Origin of the sequence: Kordiimonas aestuarii (genome assembly GCF_025574465.1) — a bacterium.
GTDB classification, from domain to species: Bacteria; Pseudomonadota; Alphaproteobacteria; order Sphingomonadales; family Kordiimonadaceae; genus Kordiimonas; species Kordiimonas aestuarii.
Window position 1 is genome coordinate 193,753 of record NZ_JAOBPP010000019.1, and the last position, 18,536, is coordinate 212,288.

Consider the following 18,536-nt stretch of genomic DNA (forward strand, 5'->3'; position numbering starts at 1 on the left):
GTTCGGTGTTGTCATTGCAACATCGCTGTAACACTAGGTTTTTTGCGGATTGCCCAATTTTTGTGCAATATCGTTAAGTCATTGACTTATATGGCATTGTTATCAGTCAAGGCGATATTTTTTTTAGGCTCTTCTTTGCCGCCTTGTCTAATGAAAGCCATTATGGCAGGCGTTGATTCGATGTGCACAACTCGCCGTCAAATATGACGGAGACAAGCAGGAAAAAGCCAATTGTTACTAATTGGTTAAGGGTGCCTGTGGCGTTCGATTTCAACGCCGACACTGGCGGCGCCGTCGACGGCTTCCAGTTTCTCAACCTTCACCCGTGTCCCGATGACGCGAACGTCTTCGAGGGTCATCTGGGCGATTCTTTCGGCAAGGGTCTCGACAAGGTTTATATGCCCTTCGCTGAGAATTTTTTGAATGCCGATCACAACATCGTTGTAGCAGACAACCTTGGCGAGTTGATCCTCGTGGTGCTCGCTGCCCTCCAGAACGGACAGGTCGACACTGATGCGGATTTTCTGGCGGGTGTCCTTTTCATGATCCCATACACCAATTCTGGCGACGGTCTCATAGTCCCGCACAAAAACATGGCGCACAGAACGCGTGGCATCCGCATAAGGCATATGCAGGATGTTTGATTTTATCGTCGCGTCGTCATGGGCCATGGCCTAGTCCTCCAGAATATCGGCGGTTCGCCAGGCAAGATGCTGACCACCGTCCAAGGCCATCATTTGCCCCGTCAGCGACCGAGTCTCAAGCAGAAAACGCACGGCGGAGCATATTTCCGTCAGGTTCGGACCATGCCCCAGCGGCACGGAAGAAGCCTCGCGCGCGAACATATCGTTGTCTTGCATATGGTTAGCAAGCGTAGGCCCCGGGCCGATTGCATTGACGCGGATACGCGGCGCAAGTGCCTGTGCCGTGGTGCGGGTGAGCGTATGGAGGGCCGATTTTGATGTGGTATAGGAAAAATATTGTGGATTGAGCTTCAAAACGCGCTGGTCGATCATGTTGATGATCGCACCGTTCATGTCCTCTGGAAGCTGTGCCGCAAACTGCTGTGTCAGAAGGGCTGGCGCCAGCAGGTTCACGGTGATGCTGCGCTGCCAGTCGGCGACGCTGAAATCCTCAATACGGTCATCTTCAAAGACAGAGGCATTGTTGATCAGCGCAGTCAACGGCGCGCCCAGGGCATCGGCTGCTGCAGGCACGAGTGCCAAGGCTTCATCCGGGTTGCTTAGGTCAGCCTGCACAGCGACCGCACAGCCGTCAAAGGCCTCGATTTCCTCAATGACCATATCGGCTTCGTCCGATGAGCCATGATAGTGCACAACAACGTGCCAGCCCTCGGCTGCAAGGTCTTGGGCGATTGCCCGGCCAATGCGTCGTGCGCTCCCCGTTACCAGCGCTGTTCTTGGGGGACGGCTCATAAGGGCAGGCCCATGACTGCAGCGCTTTCAGCTGAATGCGCCAGATAGACCATGTAACCAAGGTAAAGCATGATCATGGCAACACCGCTCATGCGGCCTACCTGCTTGCGCATTTTCACAAACGGGATCAGCAACAGCGAAGAGCCAAGCATGACCCACAGATCAACCCGCAGGAAACTGTCCGGGACTGGAATGGTGCCAAAAAGCGGCGCAATCCCCATGATGGCAAGCAGGTTAAAGATGTTGGACCCTATTACATTGCCGATGGCTACCTCGCTGTGGCCGCGTACCGCGGCCATGACGCCGGTTACCAGTTCAGGCAAGCTGGTACCGAGGGCGACAAGGGTCAGGCCAATCACAGCCTCCGAGAGACCAAATTCGCGCGCAATTTCAACCGAGCCGATCACAAGCAGGTCGGCGCCTATTGCAAGGCCAACGAGGCCGCCGGCCAGGCACAGCAAGGCGAAGCTGTAGCTGTCTGGCTTGCGATCGAGTTCTTCCATTTCCGCCATTTGAGCCGCGGCCTCAACCGGGCACGCCTTGCGAGCCATGATTGAGTAGAACAGGAAGCTGAAGAGACCAGCAAGCAGGATCATTCCTTCGACCCAGCCGAATTTACCGTCATAGGAAAGGCTGATGAACAGGAAACTTGCCGCCAGCATCATGGCAAGGTTACGGCCTACCTTGGGCGCGCAGCATGCTACGGGTGCGAGAATGGCAGGTACACCCACGACCAGAAGCGCATTTGCGATATTAGAGCCAACGACATTACCCAGCGCCAGAGTAGGGGCACCCTTGAGAACGGCATCAACTCCGACAAGCATCTCAGGAGCTGAGGTGCCGAACGCGACAATGGTCAGGCCGATAACAAGTTTCGAGAGACCGGCTCGCATGGCAAGCGAGACTGACCCACGGACCAGATAGTCACCGGCAACAACTAACAATACTATTCCGGCGACAACTTGAATGTATGCCATATGGTGATCGTGTCCTTGTTATACTTCGGGCCCCAAGTGCCTCTTGACGCTTATATAGGGATTGAGGACGCGAAAAGCAAAGTCAGTAGCCGCGCTTCATATCCAACTGGTTTTCCGCTGTCTCGCCGCGCTCGAGTTTTTCTATATTCCGCAGGACATATTCAGCCGCGGTGTCTGGGCGCGTTATCGCTGCGATATGGGGTGTGATGATCACATTGTCTAGCCCCCAAAGCGCATGATCTTTTGCCAAGGGCTCTTCGGGGAAGACATCAAGAGTGGCGCCACTCAGATAGCCGCTGGTCAAAAGGGACATCAGGTCGTCAAGTACGATAAGGCTGCCGCGGCCTGCATTGACGATGCTTGCGCCCTCCGGCAGGTGCGACAGTCGGTCAAAATTCATCAGGCCCGACGTCTCTGGCGTGCTGGGTAGAAGGCCGACCAGTATGTCGGTTCGGGCGAGGAAGGTATTCAGGCTGTCTGCGCCGTGATATAGGCTGATGCCTTGATATTCGGGCTTTTCGGTGCGCGACCATGCCGCGATATCATAACCGAATGGAAGCAGGGCCTGTGCCGAGACCTGCCCCAGTGCACCGAAGCCCAGAATGCCAACACGGGTGTCTTTGGCGGCACGGGCGAAAAAACGACCCCAATCTTTTGAGCGCTGTTTGGCTAGAAGCGCGGGCATGCCGCGCTGATGCATCAGCACGCTCATGGTGACAAACTCCGCCATGCCTTCTTTCAGGCCGTCATCGCCCATACGGATGATAGGTACGTCTTTCGGCAGGTCTGGATCTCGTGTCAGGTGGTCGACGCCAGCGCCCAGTGAGAAAATCGCCTTAATGTTGGAATAACGCGCAAGCAGGCCGGGTTCGGGCTCCCACACAAAGGCATAGGCTGGTCCGTCGTCGGGACTGCCCCAGTCGGGGTGGCTGCGGAATTCCACGCTGGGGTCTACGCGCCTGACCGCTTCACGCCAGATGTCGTGGCTGTAATCTTCAAGATAGAACAGGATGCGTGTCATGATGTTCCCCCGGTTTGTGGTTTTGCGTGGCTCAGGAAGATAGGGCGCTTTTGCGAAATGTCTGCTTGAAAAGCTGCTCAGAATCAATTATCTGTGCGGCCGAACGGATGGCTGCACACAGATGTGACAGTTTTCCTTGCAATTTGTGAGGCCTCCCCTTATGGTGCGCGCCTCGAATCAAGGGGTTCGCGCGTTTGCGGGCCCTGAAGTGTTGCCCGGTGGCGCCTTTGGCGGACCCCGGCGAGCGAAAAGGTTAGAAAAATGGCAGTACCTAAGAGAAAAGTAACTGGCTCTCGCCGTGGTATGCGTCGTTCGCACGATGCCCTGAAGGCCGTAAACTATCAAGAAGACTCGCACACAGGCGAATTCAAGCTGCGTCACCACATTGACCTGAAGACAGGCATGTACCGTGGTAAGCAGGTTCTGGAGCCAAAAGGCGATTATTAAGCCTTACGCTTCCGTCTTCCGAAACAAAGAAAAACCGGCCTCTTTATGAGAGGCCGGTTTTTCTTTGTGCGGTTTCGCCTTCTCTGTGCCATCTTGTCTGGTATGCTTGTAATCTCGGAATACAAGAATGGGGACAGGATGATGCGTGTACGCCACCTTACAGCTTTCATTGCAGCACTGACATTAACCGCGTGCGTAACCACCAACGAGGTTACCGGCCGCTCCCAGTTCATTACGATTCCGCCGAGCCAGGACGCAGCCCTTGGCCTCGAGGCCATGAACGAGGTCAAGAAAACCACAGATGTCGAGACCGACAGCCCTGACGCGAAGCGTGTTCAACGCATCGGTCGCCGAATCGCCGCAATTTCCGATAACCCCAACCTGCCGTGGGAGTTCGTTGTTATTGACGAGGACGTTCTGAACGCTTGGGCCCTGCCCGGCGGCAAAATCGCAGTCTATCAGAAAATGGTCGATAGTTTCGAAACGGATGAAGAGCTGGCTGCTGTAATCGGGCACGAGATTGCCCATGCGATCCTGCGGCACGGCGCTGAGCAGATGAGCCGCGCACAAGCACAGAACCTTGCTATTGCCGGTGTGGGCGCGGCGGTTGGGGCAACAACCGAAGACGGGCAGATGGCACAAATGGCTGTAACCCTTGGTGCGCTTGCAGCGCAAGGCTTTGTGCAGTTGCCGCACAGCCGCGCGATGGAGCTTGAGGCCGATGACGTTGGCACACTTTACATGGCGCGGGCGGGCTATGACCCGCGGGCCGCTGTTCGGTTGTGGAAGAAGATGAGGGCCATGAAAGAGGGCGGCGGTCAACCTGCATTTCTGTCGACGCACCCCACTGACGACAAGCGCATCCAGCGACTGGAGAGCAAGATGAGTACCTACCTATCCGAGTATAAAGCTCGGTAAAATTTTAGATAAATCCCGGGCATCAATTGCGCTTTGTCCCAAATTGAGGCAACCCTATCGACGGGGTAAGCTTTTGGGGCGTCACACTTTTATGTGACAGGGGTGCTAAAATGACGGAACACGAGATCCAACAACTGGCAAAAAACTACCTTGCCTACTTTCTGAATGACGGTGCAATTGATGCCACCGAATTCCGTGCTGTTGAAACCATGTGGCGACTATGCCGCGAGGATGCGAAAATTGCATTTCGTATGATCTGGGTCATCGTAAACATGATTGAAGCCGACAACAATAAGGCCTTGTCGTTCCTTGGGACCGGCCCTCTTGAGGACCTGCTCAATTTCCACGGAGACGAGGTGCTGGGTCTGTTGATTGAGGCCGCACGGGAGAATTCAAACTTCTGTGTTGCACTTTCATGCGTTTGGAAGAACGCACTGCACGAACATACATGGTCGCAGCTAGCAGAGGTGTTACCGGGCATACGCGCGCACCACGGAGCCATATTGGCTCATGCCGAGAAGTCGAGGCCAATGTCGACCGCTGGCGCGGACTGAGTAAGCCGCCCGACAGAGATATAGTCCACACCGCTTTCAGCAATTGCACGAATGGTGTTCAGACTGACGCCGCCCGATGCTTCACAGGGAACCTTACCGTTCACAATGGTCAGCGCCTCCCGAAGCGTGCCAGGGGGCATGTTGTCGAGAAGCAGGCTGTCCGCACCTGCCTTCAGGGCCTCACGAACCTGTTCCAGTGTATCACATTCCACCTGCACATCTTGGCGTCCCGCAGCCTGGGCACCCGCCACAGCAGCCGCGACAGAACCCGCAACCGCGATATGATTATCCTTGATCATGACGGCATCAAAAAGGCCCATACGATGATTTTTGGCACCGCCCATATTGGTGGCGTATTTACCAAGCTTCCTCAACCCCGGAATGGTCTTGCGGGTATCAAGGAGGGTAGCGCCCGTGCCGTCAATCCTGTCGACATATTGCCGGGTGAGGGTGGCAATGCCGGAAAGATGCTGCACGATGTTGAGCGCCGTGCGCTCGGCGGTCAGCAGCGCGCGGGCCTTGCCCTTGATGGTGACAATCTCTGTCCCCGGGGTGACCTTGTCGCCGTCCCTGACGTGACATACAATTTTGCACTCAGGGTCAAGGCGGCGGAAGATAGGCCCCACTAGGGGCACGCCTGCAATCACCATGGTCTCGCGTGCGTTCATTATTGCTGTCAGGCGTGCCTCGGCCGGGATAACGGTTGCGCAGGTGATATCGCCGTCGCCGATATCCTCCGCGAAGGCGATATCAATGAATGTGTCGACTTCCTCACCACTCAGGGGAAACAAACTCATAAGGGTTTTCCCTTTGTCTTTGTTGTCAGGCGCCGATGGCGGAGACATCTTTGGCGGGACCAACTGCCGGGCTCATTTCAAGCATTTTCCTGAGCGGTTTTTCCGCGGCAATGCGGGTTTCCTCATCCAGTTCGATTTCCGGGCCTTCATCCCGCAGACACAGGTACAGCTTTTCCATAGTATTCAGCGCCATGAAGGGGCAGGTGTTGCAACTGCAGTTGCCGTCAGCTCCTGGCGCGCCGATGAAGGTTTTATGCGGTGCGGCCTTTTCCATCTGGTGGATAATGCCGGGCTCGGTTGCCACGATGATCGTGTCGGCATCACTCTCCGTCGCGAACTTCAAAATTGAGCTTGTGGAGCCGACGTGGTCTGCATGCTGCACGATATTGTCGGGGCACTCCGGGTGGGCGGCGACCGGCGCATCCGGGTGCTTGGCCTTGAGCTTGACCAGCTCCTTTTCGCTGAACAGTTCGTGCACGATGCACGTGCCCTGCCACAAAAGCATGTTGCGGCCAAGCTTGCGTGACAGGAAGCCGCCTAGATGCCGGTCAGGTGCGAAGATGATCTTCTGGTTTTCCGGGATCTGGCGCACGATATGCTCGGCGTTGGAGCTTGTGACAATGATGTCGGTATGCGCTTTCACGGCCGCTGAACAATTGATGTAACTCAGGACCATATGGTCCGGGTGTGCTTTGACGAATTTTTCAAACTCGTCCGGCGGGCAACTGTCCTCAAGGCTGCAACCAGCAGCGAGGTCAGGCAGCACTACCTTTTTCCCGGGGCTCAAAATCTTGGCAACTTCGGCCATGAAGCGCACGCCGCAGAAGACGATCATGTCGGCGTCGGTTTCGGCTGCCTTGCGGGAAAGGTCCAGGCTGTCGCCAACGAAATCTGCGATGTCCTGAATTTCACCGGCTTGGTAATAGTGCGCGAGAATTACAGCGTTTTTCTCTTCGCGCAGGCGCTTGATTTCCGCCACCAAGTCAAGGGTGGGGTCCACAGCCGGATGCGATACTAGGTTCATATTTGTCTCCTGCGCGCTACTCAATAACATCATTCAGCGGCATAAATACCGACCCGGCGCCGTAAAGGCAATCAAGGATTTCTGCCCGCTCGCCCAAGTTCATACTGTGTGGTCAAACTGGGCTGGCCTTTGCACTTCACCCGCTTTTCGTCAACCAAGGCAATAAGATGCCCCAATACAGACCGCGCCGCAGCTGGGTGCAGGCGCCTGTCCACATGCTGATACATGCGGTTGACCATCATATCGATATTCATTGGCCCCTCTTCAAGGTGCTTGAGGATCTGGGCTTCGCGCATGCGGCGGTGCGCGATAATGCTTTGCACAAAGGCTTCCGGGTTGGCGACGGATGGCCCATGCGTGGGATATAACCGATCTGGTTGCAGATTGCTGACGCGTTGCAGGCTTTTCAGGTAATCGCGTAAATCGCCGTCAGGCGGGGCAATCACGGTGGTGGCCCAGCCCATGATGTGGTCCCCGACAAAAAGTGCATTTTCTTCCTTCAATAGAAAACAGAGGTGATTGGCGGTATGGCCGGGGGTGTGATACGCGGTCAGCGTCCAGTCGTCGCCAGCGATCACAGCGCCATCCGCAATGCTATGGTCTTGCCTGAAGTCCCAGTCGGCCCCCGCTTCCACATCTTCGCCTTCCAGGCCGCCCTTGCGTCCAGCGCCGTGCTGGCCGAAAGCATATATCGGCGCGCCTGTGCGTTGCGAAAGCCAGCTTGATAGCGGGGAATGGTCGATATGCGTATGAGTCACGAGGATATGGCTGATCTCACGGTCACCCGCCGCTTTCAGGATGGCGTCGCCATGTTCGGGCATTATCGGGCCGGGGTCGATGACGGCGAGGCTGCGGCGATGACCTATGAGATAGGTGCCGGTTCCGGTGTAGGTGAAAGGGCTGGGGTTTTTGCACAGGACGCGGGTAATCAGCGGGCTGAGTTTTTCAGCCTCGCCATAGGGGGCGGTGAAGTCCTGAATAAAGTGCGGGCCCATATGCTTCCTCTCGCCAGACGCAGAGACAATCTGTCTTAGGCCTAAACTGTATCAAAGGGAGAGAAAAGCAAAATGGGTCGAAGCCGACTGCACCAGCGGATTGAGGTGGGGCATTGAGGTGCAGTCGGACTTCGATTTCTTCGGATCACAGGCAGTGGCAGCTGGATGCGATCCTTAAACTTGGAAACCCGGGATCAGGTGGCAGCCGGAGCACCGGGTTCGTAATCAGTATCGCAACTCGTGTGCCAGTTTATAAATCATTTAAAATCAAAGGCTTATTGTTTTTCTAAAATTACCTGTATCATTGAGGGACGCGCATGGTTCATTTTGAAACATCTATAAATGTATCATTTTGGTACAATTGGGGCGAAGCCGTATTTTTTCCAGACCTGGGCAGCTTGTTCGCTGACAAGAAAGATAAAAAGGGAATCGGCTGCCCGCCCGGCCTTTTTTGTTCGACCCGCGGCATAGAGGATAGGTGGGATATTATCGCCGGGTACCACGCCGACAACATCAACGCGGCTGCTGAGCCGCGCATCGGAGGCATACACAAAGCCCGGCATGCCACCCCGTTCAACCAGAACCAGGGTTTGCCGAACGCTTGTGCCCATGGCCGCCTGTGGCTTCAGTTTTTCCCACAGGTTCAGATGTTCGAGGTATGAACGCGCATAAGCACCAGCCGGGGCGATTGTAGGGTCGGCAATCGCAAACCGCGCGCTTCCAATTACCTGCTCCAACTGGGCCGTTGTAAGGGCGGTATCAGCCATTGCGCCACTGCCGGGTTGCACCAGGACCAGCCTGTTTTGCACCACGTTTTTCGGACTGCTGGCCAATAAACCACGGGCTTGCAGGAACGCGACCCAGTCTGGGTTGGCGGACAGCATAATATGGGCAGGCGCACCGGCAGCGACCTGCCGGGCCATCATGGCGCTCGGGCCAAATGAAATACGCGGGGCGGCATAGCCAGTGGCGTCGGCCCATGACTGTGCGAGTTCGGGCAGGGCATTTGTCAGGCTTGCGGCTGCAAAAACTGTTACCGCCTCGTCGTCCGCGATTGTTGGCGGGGTCGAAATGCCGAGTAGAAAACAAACGAGCAGAAGGTCGCGAAGCAAGATCACTGAGTAAATCCTCTGGGTCCAATCAAAGCCATTGTTACATGGCGCCTGCTTCCCGGTAAAGCGGCGCGGATGAAATATGCATTGTGTGTTTCTCCGCCGCTGGGCTACGCTCCCTCCGATCAGTGGGGGAGAAATAGCTGATGGAAAACAATGAAAAGCGCGTCATGGGGTTCTGGCGTACGTGGGGATTATCCATCGGCATGATGGTCGGCTCCGGCGTTTTTATGCTGCCGACCGTACTCGCGCCTTTTGGTGCGTTGGGGCTCGCCAGTTGGGTTATCACCGGCACTGGCACCATAGCCATGGCGCTCGCGCTGGCCTTTATGGCGCGGCGTGTGCCCAAAGAAGGCGGACCATACGCCTATTCGCGTGCCGGTTTCGGCGGGTTTGCAGGTTTCCTGATGGCGTGGGGATACTGGATATCGCTTTGGACCGCCATCGCGGCAGTGACGGTTGCCTGCCTTGGATACCTTGCTGTTTTTATACCGGTACTGAAGACGTCCCCCAATCTGGCGGTAGGCATGGGGCTTGCTATCATCTGGGGGCTTGTCTACCTCAATTGCCGCAGCATCAAGGACAGCAGCGTCTTCCAACTCGTGACCAGCTTGGCCAAGCTCTTGCCGCTTCTGTTCCTCGCGACCTTTGGCTTGTTTGGTGTTGAAAGCAGTAACTTCGAGACAATGATGACACCGGAGCAGGAACCGATCGGGGCCCTTGCTGCAGCCAGTGTACTTGCAATGTGGGCCTTTATTGGTTTCGAGGTAGCAACCATCCCTGCAGGGAACATTAAGGACCCGGCAAAAACCATACCGCGCGCCACGATTGCGGCCGTGGCGGTCGTGGTCGTGCTTTATCTCGCAGTTTCGGTTGCCGTATTTGGCCTTGTGCCAGCGGAAGAACTTGTCATCTCCACGGCACCCCTTGCGGATGCCGCAACCCGGCTCGTTGGCCCGGCGGGAGCCTTGATTATTTCGGTCGTGGCGATTGTGGCCACCATAAGCGGCGCGAATGCCAGTGTCTTGGTCTCGGGGCATATGCCGCTCGCCGCTGCGCTTGATGGGTTGTTTCCTGCCCGTTTCGCCCGCTTGAACAAGAATGATACGCCAGCGTTCGGTTTTGTGGTCGGCGGTGTGTTGTCGTCCATCATGCTTATGCTGAACTATGTTGATGGCCTTGTCGCTGCCTTTGAGTTTCTTATTTTGGTATCAACACTCACGGCGCTTGTGCCCATCACCTTCTCGACAGCGGCGGCGTGGCTTTTCTCTATGCAGACACCGAGCCCGTCAAAATTCCGGCGTATCCGTGATACAATCGCCTCAATCGTCGGCTTTATTTACACGATCTGGGCCATCGCAGGGTCCGGCCGGGATACCGTCTATTGGGGCTTCCTGTTGCTGCTCGCCGGTGTGCCCGTTTATGTGTGGATGAAAGTACAGGCAGAAAGGGAAGGCAAGCAATGAAGCTCGAGGGTTTTAACGAATATGGTCGGTTGAAATCTGTGGCGGTCCGCACTGCAACTGCAGCCTACCAGTCAGCGGATAAAATTGAAACCGAGTGGCGGACCCTTCGTTTTCATGAAGCACCAAAGCTGACGACGGCAAATGAGGAACATGAAACCTTTGTTGGCATGCTCAGGCGCGAAGGTGTTGAGGTTATCACCTTGCCGTCTGAGGGTCAGCTAACCTTGGACAGTATCTATGCACGCGATGCACTTCTTGTCAGTCCCAGGGGGCTGATCCTGTGCAATATGGGTCGCGCCAGCCGTAACAGTGAGCCGGAGATCAACGCCCATTTCCTCAATAAACACGGGTTCCCTCTGCTGGGCCGGGTTGAGGCACCGGGCACGATCGAAGGCGGTGACTTGATATGGCTTGACGCCACGTCGCTTGCGGTGGGGGAGGGCCCGCGCACCAACGCTGCAGGTATCAGCCAGTTGCAGGCACTTGTCGGGGATGATGTAGACGTGCATGTTGTGCCGCTTCCAACGCCAGACCATCCGGACGATGTATTTCATTTGATGTCGATGATCAGCCCCCTGGACCGGAACCTGGCGCTGATCTATCGGCCGTTAATGCCGGACAGTTTTCTGAGTTGGTTGACTGGTCATGGTATCTCATTTGTTGACGTGCCGGAGGAGGAATTTATCCCCATGGGCTGTAACGTGCTGGCCATCGGGCCGCGCGACGTTGTGATGCTGGACCGTCTGCCGCTCACGAAAGAGCGACTTGAAGCCGCGGGGTGCAGGGTGCAGACTTACAAGGGTGATGAAATCAGCCGTAAAGGTGAGGGCGGTCCGACCTGCCTGACACGGCCACTTGTACGAGGATGACAGCTATGGGGGTGAGGCATGGATGACAGGGTGTTACCGGTTGGCGCTTATGAAAGCCTGCCAGCATGGACGTATAATGACAGCGATTTCTTCAACGCGGAGATGGATGCGGTCGTTCGGCCGTCGTGGCAGCTTGTTTGCCATGAAAACGACATCCCGAACGTAGGTGACTATACCGCGCTGGATATCCTGAATGAGCGCATTATTGCCGTACGAGGCAAGGACGGTGTCGTGCGGACCTTTCACAACGTGTGTCGCCATAGAGGCTCTCGCCTGCTTGAAGGTTCGCAGGGTGAGTGTCCGGGGCGTATTCGCTGCCCCTATCATGCCTGGACGTGGAACCTTGAGGGCAGCCTTATAAATGTGCCGTATGAGCGGGATTTTGAAAATTTTGACAGGGGCGATCACGGTCTTGCACCGGTGCAGATGGAATTGTTCCTCGGTTTTATCTGGGTAAGGCTTGATAGTTCAACCAGCGTGCCAACCGTGGCGGAGCAATTCGCGCCATACCTTGATGAGATTAAGCCCTACCGGTTTGAAGACATGAGGCCGCTGGGGCGCATTACCCTGCGCCCGCGCGCGGTGAACTGGAAGCAGATTGCCGACAACTATGTTGATGCGCTGCATATACCAACAGCGCATCCCGGCCTTTCCGGCCTTGTTGGCAATACCTACGGCATGGAAGTGAAGGGTGACATCCATAAAATGTGGGGCGATGTGATGGAGACGCGCAAGGACAGTTGGTCCACCCGTGCCTATAAAAAGCATCTGCCCAAGGTCAGTCACCTGCCGGAGGACAAACAACGCCACTGGGTTTACTACCGATTTTGGCCCAATGTGGCGTTCGATATCTACCCTGATCAGATTGACTTCATGCAGTTTATCCCGGTGTCAAAAAACGAGACTCTTATTAGAGAGATCGCCTATGTGCTGCCGGATGAGCGACGGGAGATGAAAGCGGCGCGGTACCTGAACTGGCGTATCAACCGCGAAGTGAACGCGGAAGATACCGCCATCATCAACCGCGTGCAGGACGGCATGGCGTCGTCAAGTTTTACTTATGGGCCGCTAGCAAAAACAGAAGTATGCCTTCTGGATAGCGCGCGCCGCATTCGCGAAGCGGTGCCTGCCGCCTGTCACAGGCGGAAACCCGCGGCACCGTAGATGCCATCAACCGAACACGCACTGCTGGCTGAGATCAGGCGTTGCGCTATCTGTGCCGACGTACTGCCTTTTGGCCCACGCCCCGTCGTGCAGTTTTCCAGCGAGGCGCGTACCCTGATTGTCGGGCAGGCGCCCGGGCGCAAGGTTCACGAAAGTGGTGTTCCGTTTGATGATGCCAGCGGTGACCGTCTGCGGGAGTGGATGGGCATCGACCGAGATGCCTTTTACGATGCGCGCCGCGTTGCTATCCTGCCGATGGGGTTTTGTTATCCGGGTACAGGCAAGTCCGGCGATCTGCCGCCCCGGCCAGAGTGTGCGCCAGCATGGCGGCACAAGCTTCTGGCTATGGCTGACAGTATTGAATTGACATTGGTTATTGGCAGCTATGCCCGCGACTGGCATTTGCGTGAGTTGAAAGGCAAGACGTTAACGGGCGCTGTACGTACAGAGGAGAACGGCACTGGCGGTACATTCCTGCTGCCACACCCAAGCCCGCGCAACAATATCTGGCTCAGTAAGAACCCCTGGTTTGAGGCAGAGATTTTGCCCAGATTGCGGCGCGCTGTCGCGAGGGTGGTTAGCGGTGAAGGATAAAAGCCATCCTTCTGGGGCGGCCTTTCTATTGGTCGGGGAAAGAGGATTCGAACCTCCGGCCCCCACGTCCCGAACGTGGTGCTCTACCAGGCTGAGCTATTCCCCGACAGGAATACCGGGAGGGGCCAATTCTGCGCGATTATATAATGAGTGCCAGACAGGCCTTCAAGGGATTTAGTAGGCCCGCTCGATACAAAAATCGACAATATCGCTGAGAGCTGTTTTGGCAGGGCTATCTTTGAAAATTGCCAAAGCATCCTTTGCCATGGCGCCATAGTGGCGCGCGCGTTCCACCGTATCGCTCAGGGTGCCGTGTTTGCTCATGACACGGATGGCTTCTTCAAGGTCGCCATCTTCCTGCTTGCGGCGCTCCACGGTACGTTTCCAGAATTTCTTTTCGTCTTCAGTGCCGCGACGGTAGGCGAGGATAACGGGCAGGGTCACTTTGCCTTCACGGAAATCGTCGCCGATCTCTTTACCCAAGGTTGCCTGCTTGGCGGAATAATCCAGCGCGTCGTCGACGAGTTGGAAAGCGATCCCCAGATATTTGCCGTAGGCGTCCAGCGCTTCTTCGACTTCGCGACCTTGCTCAGAGACCACACCCGCAACTTCACAGGCGGCCGCAAACAACACAGCGGTTTTGGCGGCGATCACCTCAAGGTATTTTTCTTCCGGTGTCGAAAGGTCGTTCGCGGTGGTTAGTTGCAGTACCTCGCCTTCGGTGATGATAGCCGATGTGCTGGACAGGATTTTCAGAACGCGGAGCGAGTCGCTTTCAACCATCAGCTCAAACGCGCGGCTGAAAAGGAAATCCCCGACGAGCACAGTGGGCTGGTTGCCCCAGATCAGGTTGGCGGTTTTTTTGCCGCGGCGCATGTTGCTTTCATCCACCACATCGTCATGCAGAAGCGTCGCTGTGTGAATAAATTCAACTGCGGTGGCTAGGCCGATGTGTCGCTTGCCTTCATAGCCGAGCAATTGAGCAGAGGCCAAGGTCAGCATGGGCCGCAGGCGTTTGCCGCCGGATGAGATCAGGTGCCCGGCCAGCTCGGGAATCAGGGACACAGGGCTTTGCATGCGGTCGAGAATCAGCTCATTCACAAGATTCATATCGTCTGAGACAAGTGTCTGCAGCGTTTTGATCGGGTTATTGGCAGCGTCCGCATTGCGGCGCCCGTGGATGGAGACGACATTCGATGACATGGTGACCCTGTTGCTGTTCGTGCTGTTGTTTTTGTGCGCGGACAATACCGCCCTGAAGTTGTATTGGCAAGATGCGGGATGGCGTGCGCTATTTGACCGCAGACAAAATCCACGTACAATCACGATATAAAAATGAATAAATGGTAAACGCGTGCTGAAGAGCGCAGGGATGGCGGGCGCCAATGACCGAACAGACAGTTCTGAATGACATGCCGGTAACCGACGCGGAAACTCTTGAGCCACAAGCTGACGAGGCGGTTAGTGTTGATGATTTCCTTGGCGGGGCCATCAAGCTGATACAGCCGCGCGATGGCTACCGAGTTTCCATGGATACGGTCATGCTGGCCGCTAGTGTGCCGGCCAAGGCGGGTGATCGCATCATCGAAGGTGGCGTCGGGTCTGCGGGTGCAGCGTTGTGCTTGGCCAAGCGGGTTCCCGGTACACATGTGCACGGCATTGATATTCAGGACGATATGCTGGCGTTTGCCGAGCGTAATATTGCCTACAATCAGCTAGGCGGTCAGGTGACGGTCTCCAAGGGCTGCATCACTGACCTCTCTGGACCTGAGGCAACATATGACCATGTAATGGTCAACCCACCCTACCTCGCAAACGGCAAAGCCATTCGGCCGCCAGTCACCAACAAGGGGCTTGCTCATATGGATTCAAGCGCCGCGCTCAAGGACTGGGTGCGGTTCTGCATTTATAAGGTCAAAAACCGGGGCACGGTCTCAATCATCTATCGCGCCGACCGGGTAGATGAAGTGATTGCCCAGCTATATCGCCGTGTGGGGGAACTAAAGATTATGCCGCTGTGGCCACGCTTTGGGGCCCCGGCCAAGCGGGTGATCATCCAGGGGCGCAAGGGTGTGCACGGGACGGCCAGTATTTTACCAGGTCTCGCGCTTCATGGTGAGGTGGAGCGCTACACCCGCGAGGCCGAGGCGATTTTGCGCGATGGTGCCGCGCTGGACCTGAAAGGCTTTGCGCGTACGCGTTAAAGCCGTTATTGAAAGCGGATCAAAAACAAAGCGGCGGTCATGCGACAGACGATTTCAAAATTCCTGCATTCTATCAGGTGTGCAGTCTTCGGCGACCCACCCCCCACAGTGGCGGTTGTGCGGCTGTATGGTGTGATCTCGCCCGGCAAACGCTTTCGCGCCAGCCTTAATCTCGCGTCCGTGGCTCCCCAGCTTGAGCGTGCGTTCTCCATGCCGGGACTCGCGGCAGTCGCGCTGCAGATCAACTCGCCGGGTGGCTCGCCGGTGCAATCCGCGCTGATTACCAAACGCATCCGCGACCTTGCGCGCGAAAAACATGTACCGGTGCTGACATTTGCCGAGGACGTTGCCGCGTCGGGCGGCTATATGCTTGCGCTGGCGGGTGATGAAATTTTTGCCAATGAAAGCTCGATTATTGGCAGTATCGGTGTGGTCTCAAGCGGGTTTGGTTTTACCGAGGCAATCAGGAAACTGGGTATTGAACGTCGGCTGTATACAGCGGGCGAAAGCAAGGCAATGCTTGATGCCTTCTCGGAAGAGAAGGCGGAGGATGTGGAGCGTCTCAAGGCCATCCAGGGCGACATCCATGAGCATTTCAAGTCGCTGGTGCGGGAGCGCAGGGGCAAGCGTCTCAAAGGGCTGCGGACGCATATTTTCTCGGGCGACGTATTCACGGGTACCGATGCGGTGAAGCAGGGACTCATTGACAGCATTGGCGACATGCGGAGCGTGCTTCGAGACCGGTTCGGCAAAAAGGTGCGTACGCGCCTTGTCGGCGAAAAGAAACCCCGGTTTGGGGCGCTTCTAGGCCTCAGGCGCGGTATGGAAGAAAGCCCGAGCGGCGGCGTGGCCGACCTGCCGGGCGGTATTCTCTCTGCGATCGAGGAACGGCTTTTCTGGGACCGGTTTGGTCTATAGGTATGACGGAGGAATATGTGGCAAACACGCCGAACCATGAAGCCCAGCTGACCGCTTACCGTGAGAGTATCGATAATATCGACGCTTCGCTGGTGTTTATGCTGGCGGAACGTTTCAAAATCACCAAGGCTGTCGGCTTCTATAAAAAAGAACATGACCTGCCGCCCGCAGACCCGGGCCGGGAGAAAGCGCAGATCGAGCGGCTGCGTTGCCTGGCGAAGTCAGCTAATCTTGATCCTGAGTTTAGCGAAAAATTCTTGCAGTTTGTCATTCGGGAGGTAATTCAGCACCACGAACGCATTCGCGAAAAAGGTGAGCTATGACCATTGATGGCCCGGATGAGCTTGAAAAGCTGAAAGAAATTGGTGCGATCTGTCGCGACGTACTACACGCCATGGGCGCGGCGGTAAAGCCCGGCATTACCCCACGTGAACTGGACGAGCTGGGCGGCAGGATGCTGACGGAGCGTGGTGCCAAATCCGCTCCCATGCTGGCTTATAATTTCCCCGGCTATACCTGCATCTCCGTTGGCACGGCGATCGCGCACGGCATCCCCGGTGATGAGCCGCTCAAGGAGGGGGAGTTGGTCAATATCGACGTCTCCGCCGAGAGAGACGGCTTTTTTGGTGATACGGGTGCAAGTTTTCCTGTTGGTAAAGTCGCTTCTGAGCTCTTGCAGCTTCTGGAGGCAACTAAAGCCGCGCAGCGCAAGGCTATGTTTGCGGCGCGCGCGGGCCAGCCACTCAATGCTATCGGTAAGGCCGTTGAGAAAGAAGCGCGGAAATACGGCTACAACATCATTGAGGGCCTCAACGGACATGGCGTAGGGGGCTGGATTCATGAAGAGCCGACGGTGTCCAATATCTATCATCCAAGCGACCGGCAAAAACTCAAGGAGGGGCAAGTGATGACCATCGAGCCGTTCCTCGCGACCCGCAGCCGGACCTACGTGGAAGACATGGATGGCTGGACACTTCGCCTTGCCAATGGGGGCTTCGGCGCGCAGTTTGAGCACACGTTTGTGGTAACCAAGGGCGCGCCAATTGTTCTAACGGCTTAGCAAGCATTCTCTTGCTTGACCGCTGGGGACCTGCCGGTTAGGTTGCAGCGCAATATTTTTAAGTATCAGATTCGCCTTTTTAAGAGTTGGTCAACAATAATGTCATCCCCAAAAACCGGCGCGATGCCGTTCCAGAAAATCATTCTGACCCTCCAGAACTACTGGGCAGATCAGGGCTGTGTGATTCTACAGCCCTATGATATGGAAATGGGTGCGGGTACATTCCACCCGGCGACCACTCTACGCGCTTTGGGGCCGGACCACTGGAAAGCCGCTTATGTGCAGCCCTGCCGCCGCCCGACAGATGGCCGCTATGGTGAAAACCCCAACCGGTTGCAGCATTATTACCAGTTTCAGGTCATCCTGAAACCCAGCCCGGCGGAGATGCAGGAACTTTATCTCGGCAGCCTCAACGCCATTGGCATTGACAGCAAGCTACATGACATCCGGTTTGTGGAAGACGACTGGGAAAGCCCGACGCTTGGCGCTTGGGGGCTTGGCTGGGAAGTCTGGTGCGACGGCATGGAAGTCAGCCAATACACGTATTTTCAACAGGTTGGTGGCTATGACTGCCGCCCGGTCGCAGGTGAGCTGACCTACGGGCTTGAGCGCCTCGCCATGTTCGTGCAGGGCGTCGATAATGTGTATGACCTCGACTTCAACGGTGCCGGTGCCACATACGGTGATGTCTACCTTGAAAACGAACGAGAGCAATCCGCCTATAATTTTGAGGTCGCCAACACCGACAAGCTGTTTGATGATTTCAAAAAGGCGCAGGACGAATGCGCTAGTCTCCTTGAGGCTGAACTGCCGCTGCCAGCTTACGAGCAATGTATCAAGGCAAGCCATACCTTTAATCTTCTTGACGCGCGCGGTGTAATTTCGGTGACGGAACGACAGGCTTATATCGGGCGAGTGCGTGATCTTGCCAAAGGATGCTGCACCGCCTGGATCAGGAAAAACGGGTGGGAGGTATAAGT

At 56.1% G+C, this 18,536-nt stretch carries 21 protein-coding genes and 1 tRNA gene; 12 read left to right on the forward strand and 10 right to left on the reverse strand.

Annotated features, from left to right (window positions below):
• Positions 1 to 245: 245 nt before the first annotated feature.
• The 4 genes from folB to OEU85_RS08330 form a co-directional block, all read right to left on the reverse strand.
• Complete coding sequence (folB, locus tag OEU85_RS08315; RefSeq protein WP_262691013.1) at positions 246 to 671, reverse strand: dihydroneopterin aldolase; 426 nt, start codon at positions 669 to 671, stop codon at positions 246 to 248.
• 3 nt (positions 672 to 674) lie between these two features.
• Complete coding sequence (locus OEU85_RS08320; protein ID WP_262691014.1) at positions 675 to 1,436, reverse strand: SDR family oxidoreductase; 762 nt, start codon at positions 1,434 to 1,436, stop codon at positions 675 to 677.
• Entirely contained in the window at positions 1,433 to 2,413 is a 981-nt protein-coding gene (locus OEU85_RS08325) for a calcium/sodium antiporter (protein ID WP_262691015.1), read from the reverse strand. The genes OEU85_RS08320 and OEU85_RS08325 overlap by 4 nt, the downstream gene beginning before the upstream one ends.
• 82 nt (positions 2,414 to 2,495) lie before the next feature.
• Positions 2,496 to 3,434 carry a 2-hydroxyacid dehydrogenase gene (locus OEU85_RS08330; protein ID WP_262691016.1) on the reverse strand — a complete coding sequence of 313 codons (939 nt, stop codon included), beginning with the start codon at positions 3,432 to 3,434 and terminating at the stop codon, positions 2,496 to 2,498.
• Positions 3,435 to 3,695: 261 nt separating this feature from the next.
• Between OEU85_RS08330 and rpmF the strand changes: the two genes are divergently transcribed.
• The 3 genes from rpmF to OEU85_RS08345 all read left to right on the forward strand — a co-directional run bounded on the left by rpmF (position 3,696) and on the right by OEU85_RS08345 (position 5,353).
• Entirely contained in the window at positions 3,696 to 3,881 is a 186-nt protein-coding gene (gene rpmF / locus OEU85_RS08335; protein ID WP_262691017.1) for a 50S ribosomal protein L32, read from the forward strand.
• Positions 3,882 to 4,019: 138 nt separating this feature from the next.
• Positions 4,020 to 4,799: a M48 family metallopeptidase gene (locus OEU85_RS08340; RefSeq protein WP_262691018.1), complete on the forward strand. Its 780-nt coding sequence runs from the start codon at positions 4,020 to 4,022 to the stop codon at positions 4,797 to 4,799.
• 110 nt (positions 4,800 to 4,909) lie between these two features.
• Positions 4,910 to 5,353, forward strand: coding sequence for a DUF6869 domain-containing protein (locus OEU85_RS08345; protein WP_262691019.1), 444 nt, complete (start codon positions 4,910 to 4,912; stop codon positions 5,351 to 5,353).
• Here OEU85_RS08345 and nadC read toward each other — a convergent pair.
• The 4 genes from nadC to modA all read right to left on the reverse strand — a co-directional run bounded on the left by nadC (position 5,308) and on the right by modA (position 9,287).
• Positions 5,308 to 6,150 carry a carboxylating nicotinate-nucleotide diphosphorylase gene (gene nadC, locus OEU85_RS08350; RefSeq protein ID WP_262691020.1) on the reverse strand — a complete coding sequence of 281 codons (843 nt, stop codon included), beginning with the start codon at positions 6,148 to 6,150 and terminating at the stop codon, positions 5,308 to 5,310. The genes OEU85_RS08345 and nadC overlap by 46 nt on opposite strands.
• 25 nt (positions 6,151 to 6,175) lie before the next feature.
• Positions 6,176 to 7,174: a quinolinate synthase NadA gene (gene nadA / locus OEU85_RS08355; RefSeq protein ID WP_262691021.1), complete on the reverse strand. Its 999-nt coding sequence runs from the start codon at positions 7,172 to 7,174 to the stop codon at positions 6,176 to 6,178.
• Positions 7,175 to 7,245: 71 nt separating this feature from the next.
• Entirely contained in the window at positions 7,246 to 8,169 is a 924-nt protein-coding gene (locus tag OEU85_RS08360; RefSeq protein ID WP_262691022.1) for an MBL fold metallo-hydrolase, read from the reverse strand.
• A 347-nt stretch (positions 8,170 to 8,516) separates the two neighbouring features.
• The gene (gene modA, locus OEU85_RS08365; protein ID WP_262691023.1) at positions 8,517 to 9,287 is read right to left on the reverse strand and encodes a molybdate ABC transporter substrate-binding protein; all 771 of its coding nucleotides are present in this window, start codon (positions 9,285 to 9,287) and stop codon (positions 8,517 to 8,519) included.
• 140 nt (positions 9,288 to 9,427) lie between these two features.
• Between modA and OEU85_RS08370 the strand changes: the two genes are divergently transcribed.
• The 4 genes from OEU85_RS08370 to OEU85_RS08385 are packed head-to-tail and all read left to right on the forward strand — an operon-like array spanning position 9,428 to position 13,374.
• Entirely contained in the window at positions 9,428 to 10,747 is a 1,320-nt protein-coding gene (locus OEU85_RS08370) for an APC family permease (RefSeq protein WP_262691025.1), read from the forward strand.
• Complete coding sequence (locus tag OEU85_RS08375) at positions 10,744 to 11,616, forward strand: dimethylarginine dimethylaminohydrolase family protein (protein ID WP_262691026.1); 873 nt, start codon at positions 10,744 to 10,746, stop codon at positions 11,614 to 11,616. The genes OEU85_RS08370 and OEU85_RS08375 overlap by 4 nt, the downstream gene beginning before the upstream one ends.
• Before the next feature lie 18 nt (positions 11,617 to 11,634).
• Positions 11,635 to 12,780, forward strand: coding sequence for an aromatic ring-hydroxylating oxygenase subunit alpha (locus OEU85_RS08380; protein WP_262691027.1), 1,146 nt, complete (start codon positions 11,635 to 11,637; stop codon positions 12,778 to 12,780).
• Entirely contained in the window at positions 12,781 to 13,374 is a 594-nt protein-coding gene (locus OEU85_RS08385; protein ID WP_262691028.1) for a uracil-DNA glycosylase family protein, read from the forward strand. It abuts the gene before it with no gap.
• Between the two features lie 29 nt (positions 13,375 to 13,403).
• On the opposite strand, the gene OEU85_RS08390 is transcribed toward OEU85_RS08385, so the two are convergent.
• Both OEU85_RS08390 and OEU85_RS08395 read right to left on the reverse strand, forming a co-directional pair.
• Positions 13,404 to 13,480 (reverse strand) — tRNA-Pro (locus OEU85_RS08390).
• Positions 13,481 to 13,548: 68 nt separating this feature from the next.
• The gene (locus OEU85_RS08395) at positions 13,549 to 14,577 is read right to left on the reverse strand and encodes a polyprenyl synthetase family protein (protein ID WP_262691029.1); all 1,029 of its coding nucleotides are present in this window, start codon (positions 14,575 to 14,577) and stop codon (positions 13,549 to 13,551) included.
• Between the two features lie 182 nt (positions 14,578 to 14,759).
• On the opposite strand from OEU85_RS08395, the gene OEU85_RS08400 reads away from it, so the two are divergent.
• The 5 genes from OEU85_RS08400 (at position 14,760) to OEU85_RS08420 (ending at position 18,534) form a co-directional block, all read left to right on the forward strand.
• Positions 14,760 to 15,578 (forward strand): tRNA1(Val) (adenine(37)-N6)-methyltransferase, encoded by an 819-nt coding sequence (locus tag OEU85_RS08400; RefSeq protein WP_262691030.1) that lies wholly within the window; start codon positions 14,760 to 14,762, stop codon positions 15,576 to 15,578.
• A gap of 39 nt (positions 15,579 to 15,617) precedes the next feature.
• Entirely contained in the window at positions 15,618 to 16,496 is an 879-nt protein-coding gene (locus OEU85_RS08405) for a S49 family peptidase (RefSeq protein WP_262691031.1), read from the forward strand.
• 2 nt (positions 16,497 to 16,498) lie between these two features.
• Positions 16,499 to 16,819, forward strand: coding sequence for a chorismate mutase (locus OEU85_RS08410; protein WP_394805395.1), 321 nt, complete (start codon positions 16,499 to 16,501; stop codon positions 16,817 to 16,819).
• Positions 16,816 to 17,556, forward strand: coding sequence for a type I methionyl aminopeptidase (map, locus tag OEU85_RS08415; RefSeq protein WP_262691033.1), 741 nt, complete (start codon positions 16,816 to 16,818; stop codon positions 17,554 to 17,556). The genes OEU85_RS08410 and map overlap by 4 nt, the downstream gene beginning before the upstream one ends.
• A gap of 99 nt (positions 17,557 to 17,655) precedes the next feature.
• Positions 17,656 to 18,534 (forward strand): glycine--tRNA ligase subunit alpha, encoded by an 879-nt coding sequence (locus tag OEU85_RS08420; protein WP_262691035.1) that lies wholly within the window; start codon positions 17,656 to 17,658, stop codon positions 18,532 to 18,534.
• Positions 18,535 to 18,536 lie beyond the last annotated feature (2 nt).